The organism is Sphingomonas palmae, from assembly GCF_900109565.1.
Taxonomy (GTDB): Bacteria; Pseudomonadota; Alphaproteobacteria; order Sphingomonadales; family Sphingomonadaceae; genus Sphingomonas; species Sphingomonas palmae.
On sequence record NZ_FNZZ01000007.1, the window covers coordinates 82,209 to 97,883 of the forward strand.

Here is a 15,675-nt window from a genome sequence, read left to right on the forward strand (position 1 = left end):
GCGAGGGCTCCCCCGCACCCGCGGGGATCAACCGGTGTCGAAGCGGACCTCGCACGCCGGGTGCAGGGCTCCCCCGCACCCGCGGGGATCAACCCATATTGTGCCGTCAGCTGTGCCGACGCTGACCGGCTCCCCCGCACCCGCGGGGATCAACCCCAAATCCACCGGTGGTTATCAGATCCGGTGAAGGCTCCCCCGCACCCGCGGGGATCAACCCCCGTTCAAGGCCGGCGACGATCGGCGGGCCGCGGCTCCCCCGCACCCGCGGGGATCAACCCCTAGCGGCGGGCCTGCGCCCCGGAGAGAGCGGGGCTCCCCCGCACCCGCGGGGATCAACCCCGGGCGGGGACGTCCATGCTCACCTGGTTTCCGGCTCCCCCGCACCCGCGGGGATCAACCCCTAGCGGCGGGCCTGCGCCCCGGAGAGAGCGGGGCTCCCCCGCACCCGCGGGGATCAACCCCGGGCGGGGACGTCCATGCTCACCTGGTTTCCGGCTCCCCCGCACCCGCGGGGATCAACCCCTCGATCATGGAAGCGGACCGCGATCGTCGCCGGCTCCCCCGCACCCGCGGGGATCAACCCACCTCGACCCGGCTCACTTCGCATCCTCCCCGGGCTCCCCCGCACCCGCGGGGATCAACCCGAGCGCGACGAGCTCACCGACATGCACGTGCAGGCTCCCCCGCACCCGCGGGGATCAACCCAAGCTGCTGCAGAAGCGCTTCCCGGGCGGGCAGGCTCCCCCGCACCCGCGGGGATCAACCCTTCTTGGTTGGACAGACCGCAGGCGACCGGCAGGCTCCCCCGCACCCGCGGGGATCAACCCTGGGTCCGACGATCAACCTGCGCGGCCTGCAAGGCTCCCCCGCACCCGCGGGGATCAACCCCAGCGCTTACGCGAAGTCAACCTACATCTTTTCCGCTTATCGAACAATCTTCACGCAGAGATAGCCAACGGGCGGATCACCTGCGCCGCCCGCGGACCCGTTTTCGCCTCCTTGAGCGTCAGGATTCGTTGATTATAATTCCAAGATGAAGGTAGCGGCGAGGGCGATGGCAGCGAAGAAGGCGGTTGGTCAGCGATCGTAGCGGGTTGCGGCAGGACGCCAGTTCCTGAGGCGGCCGAAGATGATCTCGATCTGGCTGCGGCGCCAGTAACGGCGCTTGTCATGCTTGAGGGGTTTATTGCGGGATCGCCGCCCCAGAATGCACGGCTGGATGCCCTCTGCCTGAAGCGCGACTCTGATCCAATCGGCGTCGTAGCCGCTGTTGACAGACAGCATTTACATCCAGAGCTGCTCGTCGAGCAGCGCTGCACCGCCAATATAGTCGCTGACTTGGGCCGCCGTCATGACGAAGCTCGTCAGGCGGCCGTTCGTATCGGCGATACCGAAAACCTTCGTGTTCATGCCGCCTTTCGTGCGTCCAATCAGGCGGTCAAGATCCCTTTATGCCGCGTAGGTTCGATGCCGATCGGTGTGCCTTGAGGTAGGTCGCGGTGATCATGATCATATCCGGCTCAGCATGTGCCGCAGCCAGCCCCTCCCATTGTCCGCGTGAAAATGCCTTCCTCTCCCTAGCACCTCCACCGCTGATTGAGTGTCTTGGGCGAGCTAAAGGCGACTAGCGCATCACGCCTTCGCAGCCGTTCGTTAACGAACACAATACCGCAACACCCGCCGGTCCTCCGCTCCAGGCTTACTAAGGCTTTTGGGGAAACAGAGTTGCAACCGCTCCATCTGCTCGTCTCTCAGCCAGAGCGGTCGCTCAATCCCCGTCTCCTCACGAAGCCTGAACCAGACCGCGACGCTCACACGAATGCGTTCTGACTCAAGCCAATGACCCGAGCTGGCCCTCAGACATGCCTCTGTAAGTTGTCGCTAGACCACCGCCCCGACGAAACGACCGATCAGTGCGGTCACGCCCATCGCAATCACACCCCAGAAGACCACCCGCGTCATCGCCGGCAGCATGCGCGCGCCGCCGACTCGGGCGCCGATCGCGCCGAGCAATCCCAGCAGCACCAGCGCGGCAGCGAACACCGCGATTGCGGTCAGGCCGTGCGGCGCCAATACCGCGACCAGCAACGGCAGCGCCGCGCCCGCGGTGAAGGCAGCGGCAGACGACAGGGCGGCCTGGACCGGCCGCGCCGCCAGCTCGTCTGTCAGCCCGAGTTCGTCGCGCATGTGTGCGCCCAGCGCGTCGTGCGCCATCATCTGCTCGGCCACCCGTCGCGCCAGATCGGCGCTGACGCCGCGTGTCTCGTATATCGCGGCGAGTTCGGCCGTCTCCTGCTCGGGCGCACGCGCCAGTTCGCGTCGCTCGCGTGCGAGGTCGGCCTGTTCGGTATCGCTCTGCGAACTGACCGAGACATATTCGCCAGCCGCCATCGACAGCGCGCCGCCGACCAGCGCCGCGCTTCCGGCGAGCAGGATACTCGACATCGTCGCAGTCGGTGCAGCGGCGACGCCCACCAGCAGGCTGGATACCGAGATGATCCCGTCATTTGCACCCAGCACCGCGGCACGCAGCCATCCGGTGCGGTGAACCAGATGGTGTTCGGTAAAGGCTGGCGAAGCAGCCGGCGCGGCGTGCGTAACGGTGACGGACTCATTCATCGCTGCTGTTTCTCGATCCGTTCGTCCAGTTGGGCAACCACGATGCCGAGCTTGCGGATCGTCATGCGGTTGAGCGCCACTCGGCCGCCGGGTTGCAGAAACAAGCGTTGTTCGACCTTCAATCCGTGCCGCATCGTGAAGCGGATTTCGAGCATGTTGCCGCGCGTGATGGCGACGACGGGGCCGACCGCGTCGGTCAGCGTGCCGGCGTAGCGCAGTGGGCCGGTGGGGCGCAGCTGCCAGCGACGATGCTTCGGCGCTCCACCGCCCTGTACCACCTCCTGATCGAGCGTGATCGTGCCCGCCGCATCGACACGACCAATGCCGCGAACGTCGGTAGCGGTCGCGCCGCGCAACACGACGCGCAGCGTGCCGACGCCGTGCGTCTCGCCCGCGAAGAACGCGGCCGGATCGAACACCGGCTCGGGCGCGGCGCGCGGCAACGGACCGGCGCCCGAAACGCAACCGGCCGCTCCGAACGGAACGGCCAGTACTACGAGCAATCGGATCGTGATCCGACCACGCGCGGTCGTCATCAGCCGCCTGGCGCCATGATCGGGCGGCCACCGTTCAGGTCGGCGCCGGTGTTCTGGTCGGTCGGCGTCGGCTGGATCATCGCGCGCATCTGCCACTGATATTTGTCGATGGCGTGCTGGACTTCCTGCAGCAGGTTCGACGTCGTCGGATCGCCGTCCTCGGTCGACTTGATCCCCTGGCCAACCTCGTCGCTCACTACCTTGTAGTTGTGCGCGAACCAGCCGATCACCTGCGCGTCGTCGGTGAAGCCTCCGGAATATTCGGGCACGCGGCTGGTGCGCACGATCGTGTTGGCGCGCCCGTCCGCCGACGCGCCGACCGCAAGCAGTCGCTCCGCCACTTCGTCGGCATATTTGCTGACGCCCTCATAATGCTCCTGCAGCAGCTCGTGCAGCGGATAGTACAAGGTGCCCGACACGTTCCAATGCGCCTGCTTGGTCTGCAATTGCAGCTGCTGGAGCTCGGTCAGCGTCTGCTGCAACGACTGGATCGATGCGCGTTGCGCACCCGCCTGCGGCCCACCGTGTTCACGCGTCGTCACGCTGTTGGTCGGAAAACCGCCGGTCGGTGCCGGACCTTGCGCCAAAGCGGGCGTGGCAAGCGTCGCTGCGAAAAACAGCGTGGCGGAACGAAGGGAAGCGCGCATCGATCATCCTCTGGCTGATCGCCGACACGGGATCGTGCCGGCTGGTGAATGGTCAGAGAACGTGCGGCCATTCGCGCAGTTGTCTAAATTCGCGTTCAGGTTAGCATCGCTGGCGCAATCAGCGACACCGCACTTCCGTGGTCGGCGAAGCGTAGCGTGAAGCGGTGCATGTCGACGATCGCCCTGACCAGGCTCAATCCCAGCCCGACACCGTGACAGTCGCGCCGCCCGCGGTAGAAACGCTGCATGACGAGATCGCGCTCGCCCGGCGGTATCCCCGCACCCTCGTCGGCAACGGTGACGATGACGCCGTCACCCGATTGCCGGGTCGTCACGGTAACGCAACCACCCTTCGGACCGAATTTGATCGCATTGTCGAGCAGATTGGCGATCGCCTCGATCAACAGGCTGGCATCACCCTCGACCATCGTGACAGGCGTAATTGCGCAGTGCAGCCGGACGCCCCGGTCCTCCGCGGTCGGGCGGTACAAATCGCAAGCGTCGGCCGCGACCTGCGCCAGATCGACGGGCGCGAACCGGCTGCGGCGTTCGTGGTCCTCCAGTTCGCGGATGCGCAGCAGCGCGGCGACAATGCCCAGTAATTGGTCGATCTCGACCAAGGCGGCGTCCGCCACTGCCTGAAACTCCCTCGCGTCGTCCGCCTCGCGCATGCCACGCTCGATCCGGGCGCGCAGTCGCGTGAGCGGCGTGCGCAACTGGTGCGCGATGTCGTCGCCGACCGCGCGCACGTCGGCGACGAGCGATTGCAACCGGTCGAGCATCGTGTTGATGTGCGACGACAGCAGGTCGAAGCTATCTGGGCGGTGCGAGATCGGCAGCCGCTCGGCGAGATTGCCGGCGACCACGCGCTCGGTCACTTGGCGCACGGCATCGACCTGTCGCGCGGCGCGTCGCCCCGCGATCAGCCCGAACCCGATCGCCAGCGCGAAGCCAGGCAACAGCCCGATCAGCAGCGCGTGCTCGGCGATCCGCAGCGCTTCCTCGGCATCGTCCAGGTCGAACCCGGTGAGCAATTGCTGACCGCCCGGCAGCGGGCACAAGGTGACGCGCGCCACGTCGCGCTGCTTGCCCGGCAGCTCGGTCGGGGTAAGCGTGGTCGTGAAGGCGCGCGATCCACCGGCTGGAGCCACCGGGCGATCGGCGATGTTTCCATCGATCAGCCGTCCCGATGCGTCGAACAGGGCCAGAAACCGCTCCCGGTGAATGTCGCGCGTCAGCATCTCGCGCAACTCCTCCGTTCGCTCGCCGATCGGCGTCAGCGCGAAGAACCGGCAATCGCTCGCCATCGATTGTTCGAGATCGCGCGCGTGGCTGGCGTTGAGCAGCGCCCAGAAGATCGCCGCCGCGACCAGCGACTGGACGATCATCAGCGCCGCGATCGCGCCGCCCCAGCGCAGCGTCGCGCGCGCGCGCGGATCAGCCGGGAACATCGAAGACATAGCCTTGGCCACGCACGTTGCGGATCATCGGCGCTTCGCCCTCGGCATCGACCTTGCGGCGCAGACGACCGATGTGGACATCGACGACGTTGCTGTTGGGCTCGAACGTATAGCCCCAGACATCGCGCAGCAGCAGCGAGCGCGTGACGATCTGCCCGGGGCGGCGTGCGAGATATTCGAGCAGCTTGAGTTCGCGCGGCAATAGGTCGAGCGCGCGGCCGGCGCGGGTCGCCGATCCGGCAAGCAGGTCGAGGTCTAGCGGGCCGACGATCAGTCGCGTTTCACGCGGGTCGCTCGGGCGACGCAGCAGCGCCTCGACGCGCGCGACCAGTTCCACCAGCGCGAACGGCTTCGGCAGATAATCGTCGCCGCCCGCGCGCAGCCCCCGAACACGGTCATCGAGGCTGCCGAGCGCGCTCAGCACCAGGGCGGGTGTACGGCTGCCCGCGGCGCGCAATCGGGCGATCAGGTCCAAGCCCTCACCATCGGGCAGCTGGCGATCGACGATCAACAGGTCGGGCTCGCCGTCGCGTGCCGCCTCCAGCGCGTCACCGATCAGCGGGTAATGCGTGACGAGATGGCCGTTGCGGCGCAGCTCGAGTGCGATCTCGTCGGCGGTACCCCGGTCGTCCTCAATCAGTCGAATGTGCGCCACGTCACCTGCCTTCCGCAGATCAATGCTTCAATCAAGCGGCAGTTCAGAGTGTGAACTGTGATTTAATCGCATGCCACAAGGCTCACAGCTAAGACGACGATGATGTCGCGTGGAGCGAACATGATGTCGAAGGCGAACTTGTTGTCCGCATCAGTGTCGTCCGTTGCCCAGTGCGGGGTAGAACGTGCACGACTGAAGCTTCGTCCAGTACCAACGCAGCAACGCGCGTGATGCGGTATTCGGTCGCCTTGGTTGGCCTGGCAGCGATAGCGATGCCGACCTCGGCGCAGGCGCGCGACCGCGACTGGGACCGGGCGAGCGGGGTCGCGCGCGACGCATTGGTCGCGGCCGCGCTCGGCGTGCCGGCGATTCAAGGTGACTGGCGCGGCGACCTGATGGCGGCGGGCAGCATGGCCGCCGCGGGGGGCACCACCTTCGTGCTCAAGGAACTGGTCCACGAACGCCGGCCCGACCGCAGCGACGATCGCAGCTTTCCGTCAGGACACACGTCGATCTCGTTCGCGGCGGCGACGACGCTGGAGAAACGCTATGGCTGGCAGGCCGGGCTTCCCGCCTATGCGGTCGCTACCTTCGTCGGCGTCGCGCGCGTCGTGGCCTCCAAACATTACGTTCACGACGTGGCGGCGGGCGCCGGGATCGGGGTGTTGAGCGGGCTGCTGCTCACCTCCGCGCACGACGATCGCGTCCGGCTGACGCCGTGGGGCGCGCCCGGCGGCGGCGGTGCCGCGCTCGCCGTACGCTTTTGAGGAGCGCTGCCGATGTCGCCTGGTCGTCACGAGCTTCGGACAGAGCGTCCTGAGGGGCATCACCTCGCAAACAGCGAGATAGCTTTCATGCCGCAATCGCCTCAACGCGACCGGCCTTCGCTCGATCTCAGCCGGATCGACGACGCCGTCGTGTCACCGTCACTGCCACGCGAATTCTATTTCTACGCGACCTGGGGTGTTCTGCTGATCATCATGTCGGTGATCAGCCTGCCATTTCAGCGGCTGGGCGACTGAGCAGGTCGTTCCTGATCCCGCGGCTCCTCCGATCGGCGTCGGAACTCGCCACTCAAACGACATCTTTTTACAGGCGATTACCCGCCCGGCTCTGACCGATATTCTAGGGCGCAAAGCCCTTTACCCGCGTCATCGCCGCGGCGGCGACCAGCATCGTCGCGGCGGCGAACGCCATCGTCCAGATCGGCTCGCCCGGGAAGAAGTGCTTGGTGATCGACCCCATCACGGTTGCGACCAGCAGTTGCGGCACTACCACGAACACGTTGAACAATCCCATGTAGACGCCCAATTTGCGCTGCGGCAGCGCGGAGGCGAGGATCGCGTAGGGCATGGCGAGGATTGTCGACCAGGCGACGCCAATCCCGACCTCGCTCAAGAGCAGCCAGCGGTGATCGGGCACGAAGAAGATGCTCGCGAAGCCCGCTGCCCCGCAGACCAGCCCGACGATGTGCGTGCGCGCCTGCCCGATGCGACGCGCGAGCAGCGGGATCAGCACCAGCGCCGACACCGCCGCGACCCCGTTATAGGTCGCGAACAGCACGTCGACCCAGCTCGCGCCCTCCTGATAGCCTGCGCTCCCCGCATTCGCCGCGCCGAAGAAGCGCCCGGTCACCACCGGCGTCGTGTTGATCCACATGATGAACAGCGCCGACCAGCTGAAGAACTGCACCAGCGCCAGCCGCTTCATCAGCGTCGGCATGCCTGAGAAATCGCCGACGATATGCCCCAGCATGCCCGCACCCTGCCCGCCACGTGCGCGCCGGACCGCGACCAGGCTGGCGACGCCGTAGGCGGCGAGCAGCCCGCCGAGCAGATACACTTCCTTCTCTAGCCCCGTCAGCGCCACCAGCGTGACGACCGCCGCGCCGGCAGCGATCCACGCGAGGCACGCCGCATCGCTGCGCGCGGCGAGCACGCGCAGCACGTGCGCCTCCTCGCCCGCGTCGGCCGCGCCGTCGAACCTCGCCAGCTCGTCGGGCGAGTATTCGCGCGTCGACATTACGGTCCAGATCACGCTCGCCAGCAATGCCGCGCCGCCGAACCAGAAGGCGTAGCGCACCGAATCGGGGATCGCGCCCGCGGCTGCGACGTTCGACACGCCTAGCCGCTCGAGCATCCAGGGAAAGATCGAGCCCACCACCGCGCCCGCACCGATGAACGCGGTCTGCACGCCGTAGCCCGCGGCGTGCTGATCCTTGTCGAGCATGTCGCCGACGAAGGCGCGGAACGGCTCCATCGACACATTGAGCGACGCATCGAGCACCCACAGCATGACGGCGGCAACCAGCAGCACCGGGCTCTCGGGCATAATTAGCAGCGCGATTGCAGCAAGCAGCGCGCCGGCGAGGAAATACGGCCGCCGCCGCCCCAGCCGCCCCAGCCACGTGCGGTCGCTCAAATGCCCGATCACCGGCTGCACCAACAGTCCGGTCAGCGGCGCCGCTACCCAGAGCGCGGGCAGGTCATCGAGGCTGGTGCCGAGCGATTGGAAGATCCGGCTCATGTTCGCATTCTGGAGCGCAAAGCCGATCTGGATGCCGAAGAAGCCGAACGAGATGTTGAGCAAGCCGAGCAGACTTTGCCGCTTGCGCCGCTCAACCGCGCCCTGTGCCTCGATCGCTGCCGCTACGCTGGCCATCCAGTGTTCTCCGTTTACCGGCGCGCGAGCGCGGCGGCGTGATCGCCGAAATTGAGCAAGCAGCCGTCCAGCAGCCGGTCGATTGCGGCCGTATTGGTCGGCGCGAGCGCGGGCCTGAGCCGCGCGTCGTCGGGGAACGTACTGTAACCCGCGAACAGCACCTCCCATGACAGGGCCGAGTAGAAACCTGCTAAGTCGCGCCGTGTCACCTCCGCGGCGACGTCGCGCCCGGTGAACCACGCGGTCATGATCGCCTTGAGATCATCTGACAGGTGATTGTTGGCGGCGTTGGCGTGCCAGAAGTCGGTGTCGTGGCGCTGGTTCAGACGATAGTGCGCGACGATGTAATCGCGCACGCCCTCGAAGCGCCGCGCGATTTCGGCGTTGAACGTGTCGCGCCGCGCGGGCGTGCCCTGCCCCTCCTCGTACGCGTCGATGAAACGCTCGACCGTCGTCTGCGTCAGGTGCAGCGCGGTCGCCTCCAGCGGCTCGATGAAGCCTTGTGCCAGACCGATCGCGAGGCAATTGGCGTGCCACGCCTCTTCGACGCGCCCGACCTTCATCGTCAGGTGCCGCGCCGCCACGTCGGCGTCGAGCAGTCCCAGGTGGCGGCGCAACTCGGTCTCGGCCGCATCCGCCGACAGGTGATCGGACGCGTAGACGTAGCCGTTGCCCGTCCGCGACGTGAGCGGGATCGCCCAGGCCCAACCGCTCGACAGCGCGGTCGCCGTCGTGTGCGCGTCAATCGGCGCGCCGGCCTTGCGCGGCGTCGGCAGCGTCACCGCACGGTCGCAGAACAGGTTACGCGCGAACGGCACGAAGCGCACGCCGAGCGCGCCTTGCGCGATAACGGAGCGGAACCCGCTCGCATCGACGAAGATGTCGCCCGTCAGCCGCTCGCCCCCCGCGAGAATCAGCGCGGCGATGTCGCCGCCGTCGCCCAGTTCGACCGTGTCGACGCGCGCCGCGACATGCACGACACCTTGCGCCAGCGCGTGATCGCGCAGCACCGCGCCGACCTTGTGCGCGTCGAAGTGGTAGCCGTAGCCGACCTCGAACGGGAAATGCTCGGGCGCGATCGGCGCGCGGTGCGCCTCGGCGAGCCGCGTGTTAAGAAAGAAGCGGTCGGGATGCGCATCGACCGCGCGGCCCGTCCGCCGCGCGAGTGCGCAAGCGTGGAACGCCCCCGCGGTATGCAGGTCGATCGCGCTCGCGAACGGGTGGAAATAGCTGGAATAGCCCGCGCGGGCCGACCAGCCGTCGAAGCGGATGCCGGTCTTGTAGGTCGCGTCCGCCGCGGGCATCCACGCATCCTCGGCGATGCCGAGCCGCGCGAACAGTGCGCGGAGCTGCGGGGTCGATCCCTCGCCGACCCCGACGATGCCGATCTCGGGCGCCTCGACCACGGTCACGCGCGCCCGCGGCCAACGTGCCGCGAACAGGCACGCCGCCATCCACCCCGCAGTACCGCCGCCGAGCACGACGACACGCGGGGAGAGAGGCGGCGCGTCGCGCATCAGCGGCGAATACGCCCGCCCGGCGCGACGAAGCGGATCGCCTGCCCGCCGCCGGGCGCCAGCTTGATCGTCAGCGTGTCACCCCCGCGCACCTTGATTGTCTCGATCTTGATCGAGTGGCGCGCCTCGGTCTTGTAGTCCGCGTCGTCGCCGTCGCGGTACACCTGCGCGGTGTAGGTCTTGCCCTTGTCCAGGAAGTCGGTCGCGACCGTCAGCGTGCGCGCATTCTCGTCGGTGATGCTCCCCAGGTACCAGTCGTTCGACCCACGATCCTTGCGCGCGACCGTTACGTAATCGCCGACCTCGCCGTTCAGCACGCGCGTGTCCGACCAGTCGACCGGCACGTCGCGGATGAACTGGAACGCGTCCATGTGCTTGGCATAATTCTCCGGCGTGTCCGCTGCCATCGCGACCGGCGAGTAGATCACGACGTATAGCGCCAGCTGCTTCGCCTCGGTCGACTGGAGCGGGCTGCCCTCCGATCCGGTCAGGCTCAGCACGCCCGGCGTGAAGTCCATCGGCCCGCCCAGCCACTGCGTGAAGAACATGTTCGTCTCGTGCTCGGGCGGGTTCTTGCCCGGCCAGGCGTTGTACTCCATGCCCCGGCCGCCCTCGCGGCTCAGCCAGTTCGGGTAGGTGCGGCGCAGCCCGGTGTCCTTGACCGGTTCGTGGCTGTCGATTCCGATGCGGTATTTGGCGGCGGTCTCGACCACGCGGCTGTAGTGATTCACCATCCACTGCCCCTCGTGCCACTCGCGGTGCTTGGAGCCGTCGGCATCGACGCGCTCGATCTCGCCCGCGTCGGTGACGTAGCCGGTCTTGATCGCGGGAATGCCGTGATCGCGCGCGAACTTGAACGCGCGGTCGAGCTGCGCGTCGTAATGGCTCGCCGACCCGCCCGTCTCATTGTGCCCGATCAGGTACACGCCCTTCGACTTGGCGTAGCGCGCCAGCTCGTCCGCATCGAAATCGGGCGTCGGCTGGTCGAACTCCATCGCGTTGCCGTCGCCGAACCAGTCGCCGTTCCAGCCGACGTTCCACCCCTCGACCAGCACGCCCGGGATCCGGTTCGCCGCGGCGAAATCGATGTAGCGCTTGACGTTGGCGGTGGTGGCGCCGTGCTTGGGCCCGGTCGCCCAGGTCCAGTCGCCCTTGATCATGTTCCACCACACGCCGACGAACTTGCCCGGCTTGATCCAGCTCACGTCGCCCAGCTTGTTGGGCTCGTTCAGATTGAGCTCGATGTGGCTCATGTAGAGGCCCGGCGCATCGTCGGCGATGATGATCGTCCGCCACGGCGTCGCGAACGGCGCGTCGCGGCTGACCTTGGGCGCGCCGGACCCGGGCGTCAGCACTGCCTTTAGCGTGGTGGTGCCCGCGACCTGCGCCAGGTTCATCGCCGAATAATCGACCAGCGCCGCCTCGTGGATCGCGACGTGCGTGCCGCTCGCCAGCTTGGCGGTGAAGACGGTCTGCGCGGTGCCGACCGCGCTTACGGGCGTCTTGTTGTAGAGATACTCCTCGCGGTTCCACTCGAACGCGGGCTTCCACCACGCGGTGCCGTCCTCCGCGAGCGCGAACTGGGTCAGCTCTTCCGCTATATTGGCGTGATGCAGATTGGGCTGGTCGGGGAAGGAGTAACGGAACCCCACGCCATCGTCGAAGATGCGGAACGTGACCACCATCTCGCGGTTGAGGTTCTTGGTCTCGCGCAGGCGGACAACCAGCTCGTTGTGGTTGTCGCGGATCGTCTTCCACTCGCCGAACGGCTGCGTCCACGACGTGTCGCTTTTGCTCTGCGAGGTCGAGACGAGCGCCAGCGCGCGATCGATCTTGCGCGCATCGGTGAACAGGAAACCGAGCGCGCTGGGGCGGATCACCGGCTTGCCGCGGCGTGCAATCGCGTAGGTCGCGCGCCCGTCGCCGTCGATCGCGACCGACACGGTGATCGACCCGTCGGGCGAGCTGCCGCGCGCGACGACATTGTCGCCCGGCGACGGCACGCCCGCGCGCGTATCCTGCGCGAGCGCGACCGCGGGTGTCAGCGCGGAGGTGGCGGCGGCGAGCGCCAGCAGAAGGGTCTTCATGAATGTTCCTTTCGCGCGACCAGCGCGCCGTAGGGGGCAAGCTCGGCGCCAGTGACGCCGATCGAGAGCAAGGGGGAGAGGTCGGCGGCACCCGCCCACACCTGCGGCTTCGCCGACAGATTGAAGCCGCAGACGACGCGGTCATTGTGGTGGTTGCGCGCGAACACCAGCAGCGCGTCGTCGGCGTGGATGACCTCGAACGCGCCGAGCCTGAGCGCCGCCTCCTCGCGCCGGAGCGCCAGCACGGCCCTCGTCCAGTGGAGCAGCGAGTACGCGTCCGCTTCCTGCACGTCGACCGCGAGCGCCGCATGGTCCTCGCCCAGCGGCAGCCACGGCTGCTCGGTCGAGAAGCCGAGGTGAGCGGCATCGTGCTTCCACGGCATCGGCGTGCGCGCGCCGTCGCGTGACAGCGTCAGCGGCCAGTTGGCGATCGCCTCCGGGTCCTGCAGCAGCTCGAACGGCACGTCGACCTGCGTCAGTCCCAATTCCTCGCCGTAATAGAGAATTGGATTGCCGCGAAGGCAGCCGAGCAGCAGCATCTTCATCCGCGCAAACGCTGGGGCATGCTCGGGCGCGCACCAGCGCGAGATCGCGCGCGGCGCGTCGTGGTTCTCGAACGCCCAGCTTGGCCAGCCGACCCGCGGCTCATCTGGCCATTTCGTCACCGCGTCGACCACGGTCGCCGGGGTCAGCGCGGGCGCGTAGAGGAAGTCGAACCCGTAGGAGCTGTTCAGCCGCCGATCGTCGGCGGTGAACAGCTTGCGCTCGCGGTCGCTGTCGGGACCGCCGACCTCGGCCACGGTGAAGCGGTCGTCATACTCGTCGAACACCGCGCGGACGCGCTCGATGAACACCGGGATGTCGGCGTGGCTCTGGTTGTAGCGGTGTTCCTGGAAGTCGAACGGCCGCGTGCGCGTACCCTTGTCGGTCGCGGGCGGATTGTCGGTGAAGGCAGGATCGTACATCAGGAAGTTGAGCGCATCGAGCCGGTAGCCGTCCGCACCGCGATCCAGCCAGAAGCGCGCCACGTCGAGCAGTGCGGCCTGAACGTCCGCGTTGTGGCCGTTGATCTGCGGCTGTTCCTTGAGGAAATTGTGCAGGTAATATTGCCCGCGCCGCGCGTCCCACGTCCATGCCGGGCCGCCGAACACCGACTGCCAGTTGTTGGGCGGGCTGCCATCCGCCTTCGCATCGCGCCAGACGTACCAGTCGGCGTGCGCGCTCGTCCGGCTGGCGCGGCTGTCCTTGAACCACGGATGCTGGTCCGACGTGTGCGCCCACACTTGGTCGAGCAGCACCTTCAACCCCAACGCATGCGCGCGCGCCACCAGAGCGTCGAAATCATCAAGCGTGCCGAACACCGGGTCGACGTCGCAGTAATCCGACACGTCATAGCCGAAATCCGCCATCGGCGAGGTGAAGAACGGCGAGATCCACACCGCATCGACGCCGAGCGAGGCGACATAATCCAGATGCGCGGTGATGCCGGGCAGGTCGCCCACCCCGTCGCCGTTCGCGTCAGCGAAGCTGCGGGGATAGATCTGGTACACCACCGCGCCCTTCCACCAGGGCTCGTTCGTCGTCGTCGTGTCCCTCACTTCGTTCCCCCAAGCGCGCACACCGCGTAGCCGAACGCGGGCAGCGTGACACGCAGCGATCCGGGTGCGGCGACGCGCGCGGCGCAGCCGCTGCCCGCCAGCACGCGCGCGGTCGCCGCGTCCGGCTCGACCTCGATCAACCGCTCGATCGGCGCTCCGCTGGTGTTGAAGGCGAGCAGTATCTCGGCATTCGTGGTTGGATCGAAGCGCGAGATCGCGAGCAACCCCGGCTTCTCCTCGCGCGCGCGCAGCACCTGCCGGCCGCGCGTCAGCGCCGGTGTCGCGACGCGCACCCGCGCGAGCGCTGCGGTTTGCTTGAACAGCGGATTGTCCTGCCCGAAATGCGCGGTCGCGGTGGTCGTCGTCGTACCGAGCAGGCGATTGTCGTTGTAGCTCGCCACCTTGCTCGCAAACATGTCCTCGCGCGCGTCCTGGTCGTTGCCGTCGCCGGTGAAGCCCTGCTCGTCGCCCGAATAAACCGTCGGCACCCCGCGCAGGCTCAGCAGCATCGCGTTGCCCAGCATCACGCGGTGCATCACCTCGTCGTCGCCTGCCTTGGGAAACGCCTGGCGGACGTAATAAGCGAAACGGCCGTTGTCGTGATTGCTGACGAAGGTCGGCAATTGCTGCGCAGCAGCGGCACCGCCTTCGTACAGCGGATCGCCCTTGAACAGCACCTCGAACGCGTCGGTGCCGCGCGTGCCCGCGACCGTCTCGATCACCGCCTGGCGGAACGCGAAGTCGAGCACCGCGGGCAGCTTGTCGACGCGCGTGTGCTCGGCGAGTGCGCCCGGATCGACCGAACCGTGCGACACCTCGCCGAAAATGTGGAAGTTCGGGATGCCCTTTGCCTTCGCGCGCGCCAGCATCGCGGGCACGAACGCCTGCCAGAACTCCGGGTTGACGTGGCGCGCGGTGTCGATGCGATAGCCGTCGACGCCGAACCGGTCGATCCACCCGCCGAAGATGTCGATCATCCCCGCCAGCACGCGCGGGTTCTCCGTCATCAGGTCGTCGAGCCCGACGAAATCGCCCATCGTCGAACTCTCGTTCTCGAACGTGGTGTTGCCGCGATTGTGGTACAGGCGGATGTCGTTGAGCCAGTCGGGCGACTTGGCGTGCTCGTCACCTTTCGCCAGGAACGGCGTATAGGCGTAGCTGGGGTCAGTCAGCTTTGCAAAATTCGCCGCGGTCCGCACGTCGTCGCCCGCGAAGCCGGCATTGATCGCCGGGCCGTTCACCCCGCCGCGGCGCTGGTAGGGATAGTCTGCACGGCTACGATACGCGCACGCGCCGCATTCGCGGTACTGGATCACATCGGCGGTGTGATTGACGATGATGTCCATGTACACCTTGATCCCGCGCGCGTGCGCGGCATCCACCAGTGCCTTGAACTCGGCGTCGGTGCCCAGGTGCGGGTCGACGTGGTTAAAATCGGTGATCCAGTACCCGTGATAGCCCGCGCTCTCCTGTCCGGGTGCGCCCTGCACGGGCTTGTTTTTGAACACCGGCCCGACCCAGATCGCGGTCGCGCCGAGCGCCTGGATGTACGGCAACCGCCGCATCAATCCCTTCAGGTCGCCACCGTGATAGAAACCCTTCGACGTCGGATCATAGCCGGTGCGCAACCGGTCGCCGGTCAACCCGCCACGGTCGTTGGATGGGTCGGCATTGTCAAACCGGTCGGGCAGCGCGAAATAGATCACCTCGTCCTGCGGCAACCGAGCGCGCATCGCCTGCACCGTCGCGGTCGGGTCCGACGTTTGCGCCGCTGCAGGCGCCCCCAGCGCCAGCGCCGTCGCCGCGAGCATCGCCCGCCTCATCCTGCTCCGCGTCATCGTCTACCCCTCCCGGTTTGGGCAGCGGTTTGCGGCGCGGGAGCGTGCTTGCCAAGC

Annotated in this window: 12 protein-coding genes, 1 pseudogene and 1 CRISPR repeat array; of the genes and pseudogenes, 2 read left to right on the forward strand and 11 right to left on the reverse strand. The window is 67.3% G+C overall.

The genetic code is table 11. The features are described from left to right. Positions 1 to 5: 5 nt before the first annotated feature. A CRISPR array of direct repeats spans positions 6 to 889; the repeat unit is 30 nt; unit sequence GGCTCCCCCGCACCCGCGGGGATCAACCCC. Between the two features lie 188 nt (positions 890 to 1,077). From BMW51_RS14805 to BMW51_RS14830, 6 genes and pseudogenes are all read right to left on the reverse strand, one after another. Then, positions 1,078 to 1,773, reverse strand: a pseudogene (locus BMW51_RS14805) (IS5 family transposase). 108 nt (positions 1,774 to 1,881) lie between these two features. After that, complete coding sequence (locus tag BMW51_RS14810; RefSeq protein ID WP_093007829.1) at positions 1,882 to 2,619, reverse strand: VIT1/CCC1 transporter family protein; 738 nt, start codon at positions 2,617 to 2,619, stop codon at positions 1,882 to 1,884. Continuing rightward, positions 2,616 to 3,155 (reverse strand): DUF3833 family protein, encoded by a 540-nt coding sequence (locus BMW51_RS14815; protein WP_093007831.1) that lies wholly within the window; start codon positions 3,153 to 3,155, stop codon positions 2,616 to 2,618. Before BMW51_RS14815 ends, BMW51_RS14810 begins: the two co-directional genes overlap by 4 nt. Then, the gene (locus BMW51_RS14820; protein WP_093007833.1) at positions 3,155 to 3,802 is read right to left on the reverse strand and encodes a Dps family protein; all 648 of its coding nucleotides are present in this window, start codon (positions 3,800 to 3,802) and stop codon (positions 3,155 to 3,157) included. The genes BMW51_RS14815 and BMW51_RS14820 overlap by 1 nt, the downstream gene beginning before the upstream one ends. Before the next feature lie 95 nt (positions 3,803 to 3,897). Next, positions 3,898 to 5,253, reverse strand: a complete 1,356-nt coding sequence (locus BMW51_RS14825; RefSeq protein WP_093007835.1) for a sensor histidine kinase — start codon at positions 5,251 to 5,253, stop codon at positions 3,898 to 3,900. Beyond that, positions 5,240 to 5,917 carry a response regulator transcription factor gene (locus tag BMW51_RS14830; RefSeq protein ID WP_093007837.1) on the reverse strand — a complete coding sequence of 226 codons (678 nt, stop codon included), beginning with the start codon at positions 5,915 to 5,917 and terminating at the stop codon, positions 5,240 to 5,242. The genes BMW51_RS14825 and BMW51_RS14830 overlap by 14 nt, the downstream gene beginning before the upstream one ends. 272 nt (positions 5,918 to 6,189) lie before the next feature. Here BMW51_RS14830 and BMW51_RS14835 point away from each other — a divergent pair, with 272 nt between their 5' ends. Then, complete coding sequence (locus BMW51_RS14835; protein ID WP_177171701.1) at positions 6,190 to 6,684, forward strand: phosphatase PAP2 family protein; 495 nt, start codon at positions 6,190 to 6,192, stop codon at positions 6,682 to 6,684. Positions 6,685 to 6,771: 87 nt separating this feature from the next. After that, positions 6,772 to 6,939 carry a hypothetical protein gene (locus tag BMW51_RS16150; protein WP_177171702.1) on the forward strand — a complete coding sequence of 56 codons (168 nt, stop codon included), beginning with the start codon at positions 6,772 to 6,774 and terminating at the stop codon, positions 6,937 to 6,939. A 103-nt stretch (positions 6,940 to 7,042) separates the two neighbouring features. Here the strand turns inward: BMW51_RS16150 and BMW51_RS14840 are convergent, their stop codons facing one another. From BMW51_RS14840 to BMW51_RS14860, 5 genes are read right to left on the reverse strand one after another with little or no spacing between them, the layout of a single operon-like run. Beyond that, a complete protein-coding gene (locus BMW51_RS14840) occupies positions 7,043 to 8,578 on the reverse strand; it encodes an MFS transporter (RefSeq protein ID WP_093007841.1) in 1,536 nt (511 codons plus the stop codon). A 14-nt stretch (positions 8,579 to 8,592) separates the two neighbouring features. Further along, a complete protein-coding gene (locus BMW51_RS14845) occupies positions 8,593 to 10,095 on the reverse strand; it encodes a tryptophan halogenase family protein (protein WP_093007843.1) in 1,503 nt (500 codons plus the stop codon). Further along, entirely contained in the window at positions 10,095 to 12,182 is a 2,088-nt protein-coding gene (locus BMW51_RS14850) for a glycoside hydrolase family 97 protein (protein WP_093007845.1), read from the reverse strand. Before BMW51_RS14850 ends, BMW51_RS14845 begins: the two co-directional genes overlap by 1 nt. Then, positions 12,179 to 13,780: an alpha-glucosidase gene (locus BMW51_RS14855; RefSeq protein WP_093007893.1), complete on the reverse strand. Its 1,602-nt coding sequence runs from the start codon at positions 13,778 to 13,780 to the stop codon at positions 12,179 to 12,181. The genes BMW51_RS14850 and BMW51_RS14855 overlap by 4 nt, the downstream gene beginning before the upstream one ends. Further along, entirely contained in the window at positions 13,777 to 15,591 is a 1,815-nt protein-coding gene (locus BMW51_RS14860; RefSeq protein ID WP_093007847.1) for an alpha-amylase family glycosyl hydrolase, read from the reverse strand. The genes BMW51_RS14855 and BMW51_RS14860 overlap by 4 nt, the downstream gene beginning before the upstream one ends. Positions 15,592 to 15,675: the final 84 nt, after the last annotated feature.

Coding starts and splice junctions, on each gene's coding strand:
- BMW51_RS14810 (WP_093007829.1), bottom strand. CDS start 2,619: ATGAATGAGTCCGTCACCGTTACGCACGCCGCGCCGGCTGCTTCGCCA.
- BMW51_RS14815 (WP_093007831.1), bottom strand. CDS start 3,155: ATGACGACCGCGCGTGGTCGGATCACGATCCGATTGCTCGTAGTACTG.
- BMW51_RS14820 (WP_093007833.1), bottom strand. CDS start 3,802: ATGCGCGCTTCCCTTCGTTCCGCCACGCTGTTTTTCGCAGCGACGCTT.
- BMW51_RS14825 (WP_093007835.1), bottom strand. CDS start 5,253: ATGTTCCCGGCTGATCCGCGCGCGCGCGCGACGCTGCGCTGGGGCGGC.
- BMW51_RS14835 (WP_177171701.1), top strand. CDS start 6,190: ATGCCGACCTCGGCGCAGGCGCGCGACCGCGACTGGGACCGGGCGAGC.
- BMW51_RS16150 (WP_177171702.1), top strand. CDS start 6,772: ATGCCGCAATCGCCTCAACGCGACCGGCCTTCGCTCGATCTCAGCCGG.
- BMW51_RS14840 (WP_093007841.1), bottom strand. CDS start 8,578: ATGGCCAGCGTAGCGGCAGCGATCGAGGCACAGGGCGCGGTTGAGCGG.
- BMW51_RS14845 (WP_093007843.1), bottom strand. CDS start 10,095: ATGCGCGACGCGCCGCCTCTCTCCCCGCGTGTCGTCGTGCTCGGCGGC.
- BMW51_RS14850 (WP_093007845.1), bottom strand. CDS start 12,182: ATGAAGACCCTTCTGCTGGCGCTCGCCGCCGCCACCTCCGCGCTGACA.
- BMW51_RS14860 (WP_093007847.1), bottom strand. CDS start 15,591: ATGCTCGCGGCGACGGCGCTGGCGCTGGGGGCGCCTGCAGCGGCGCAA.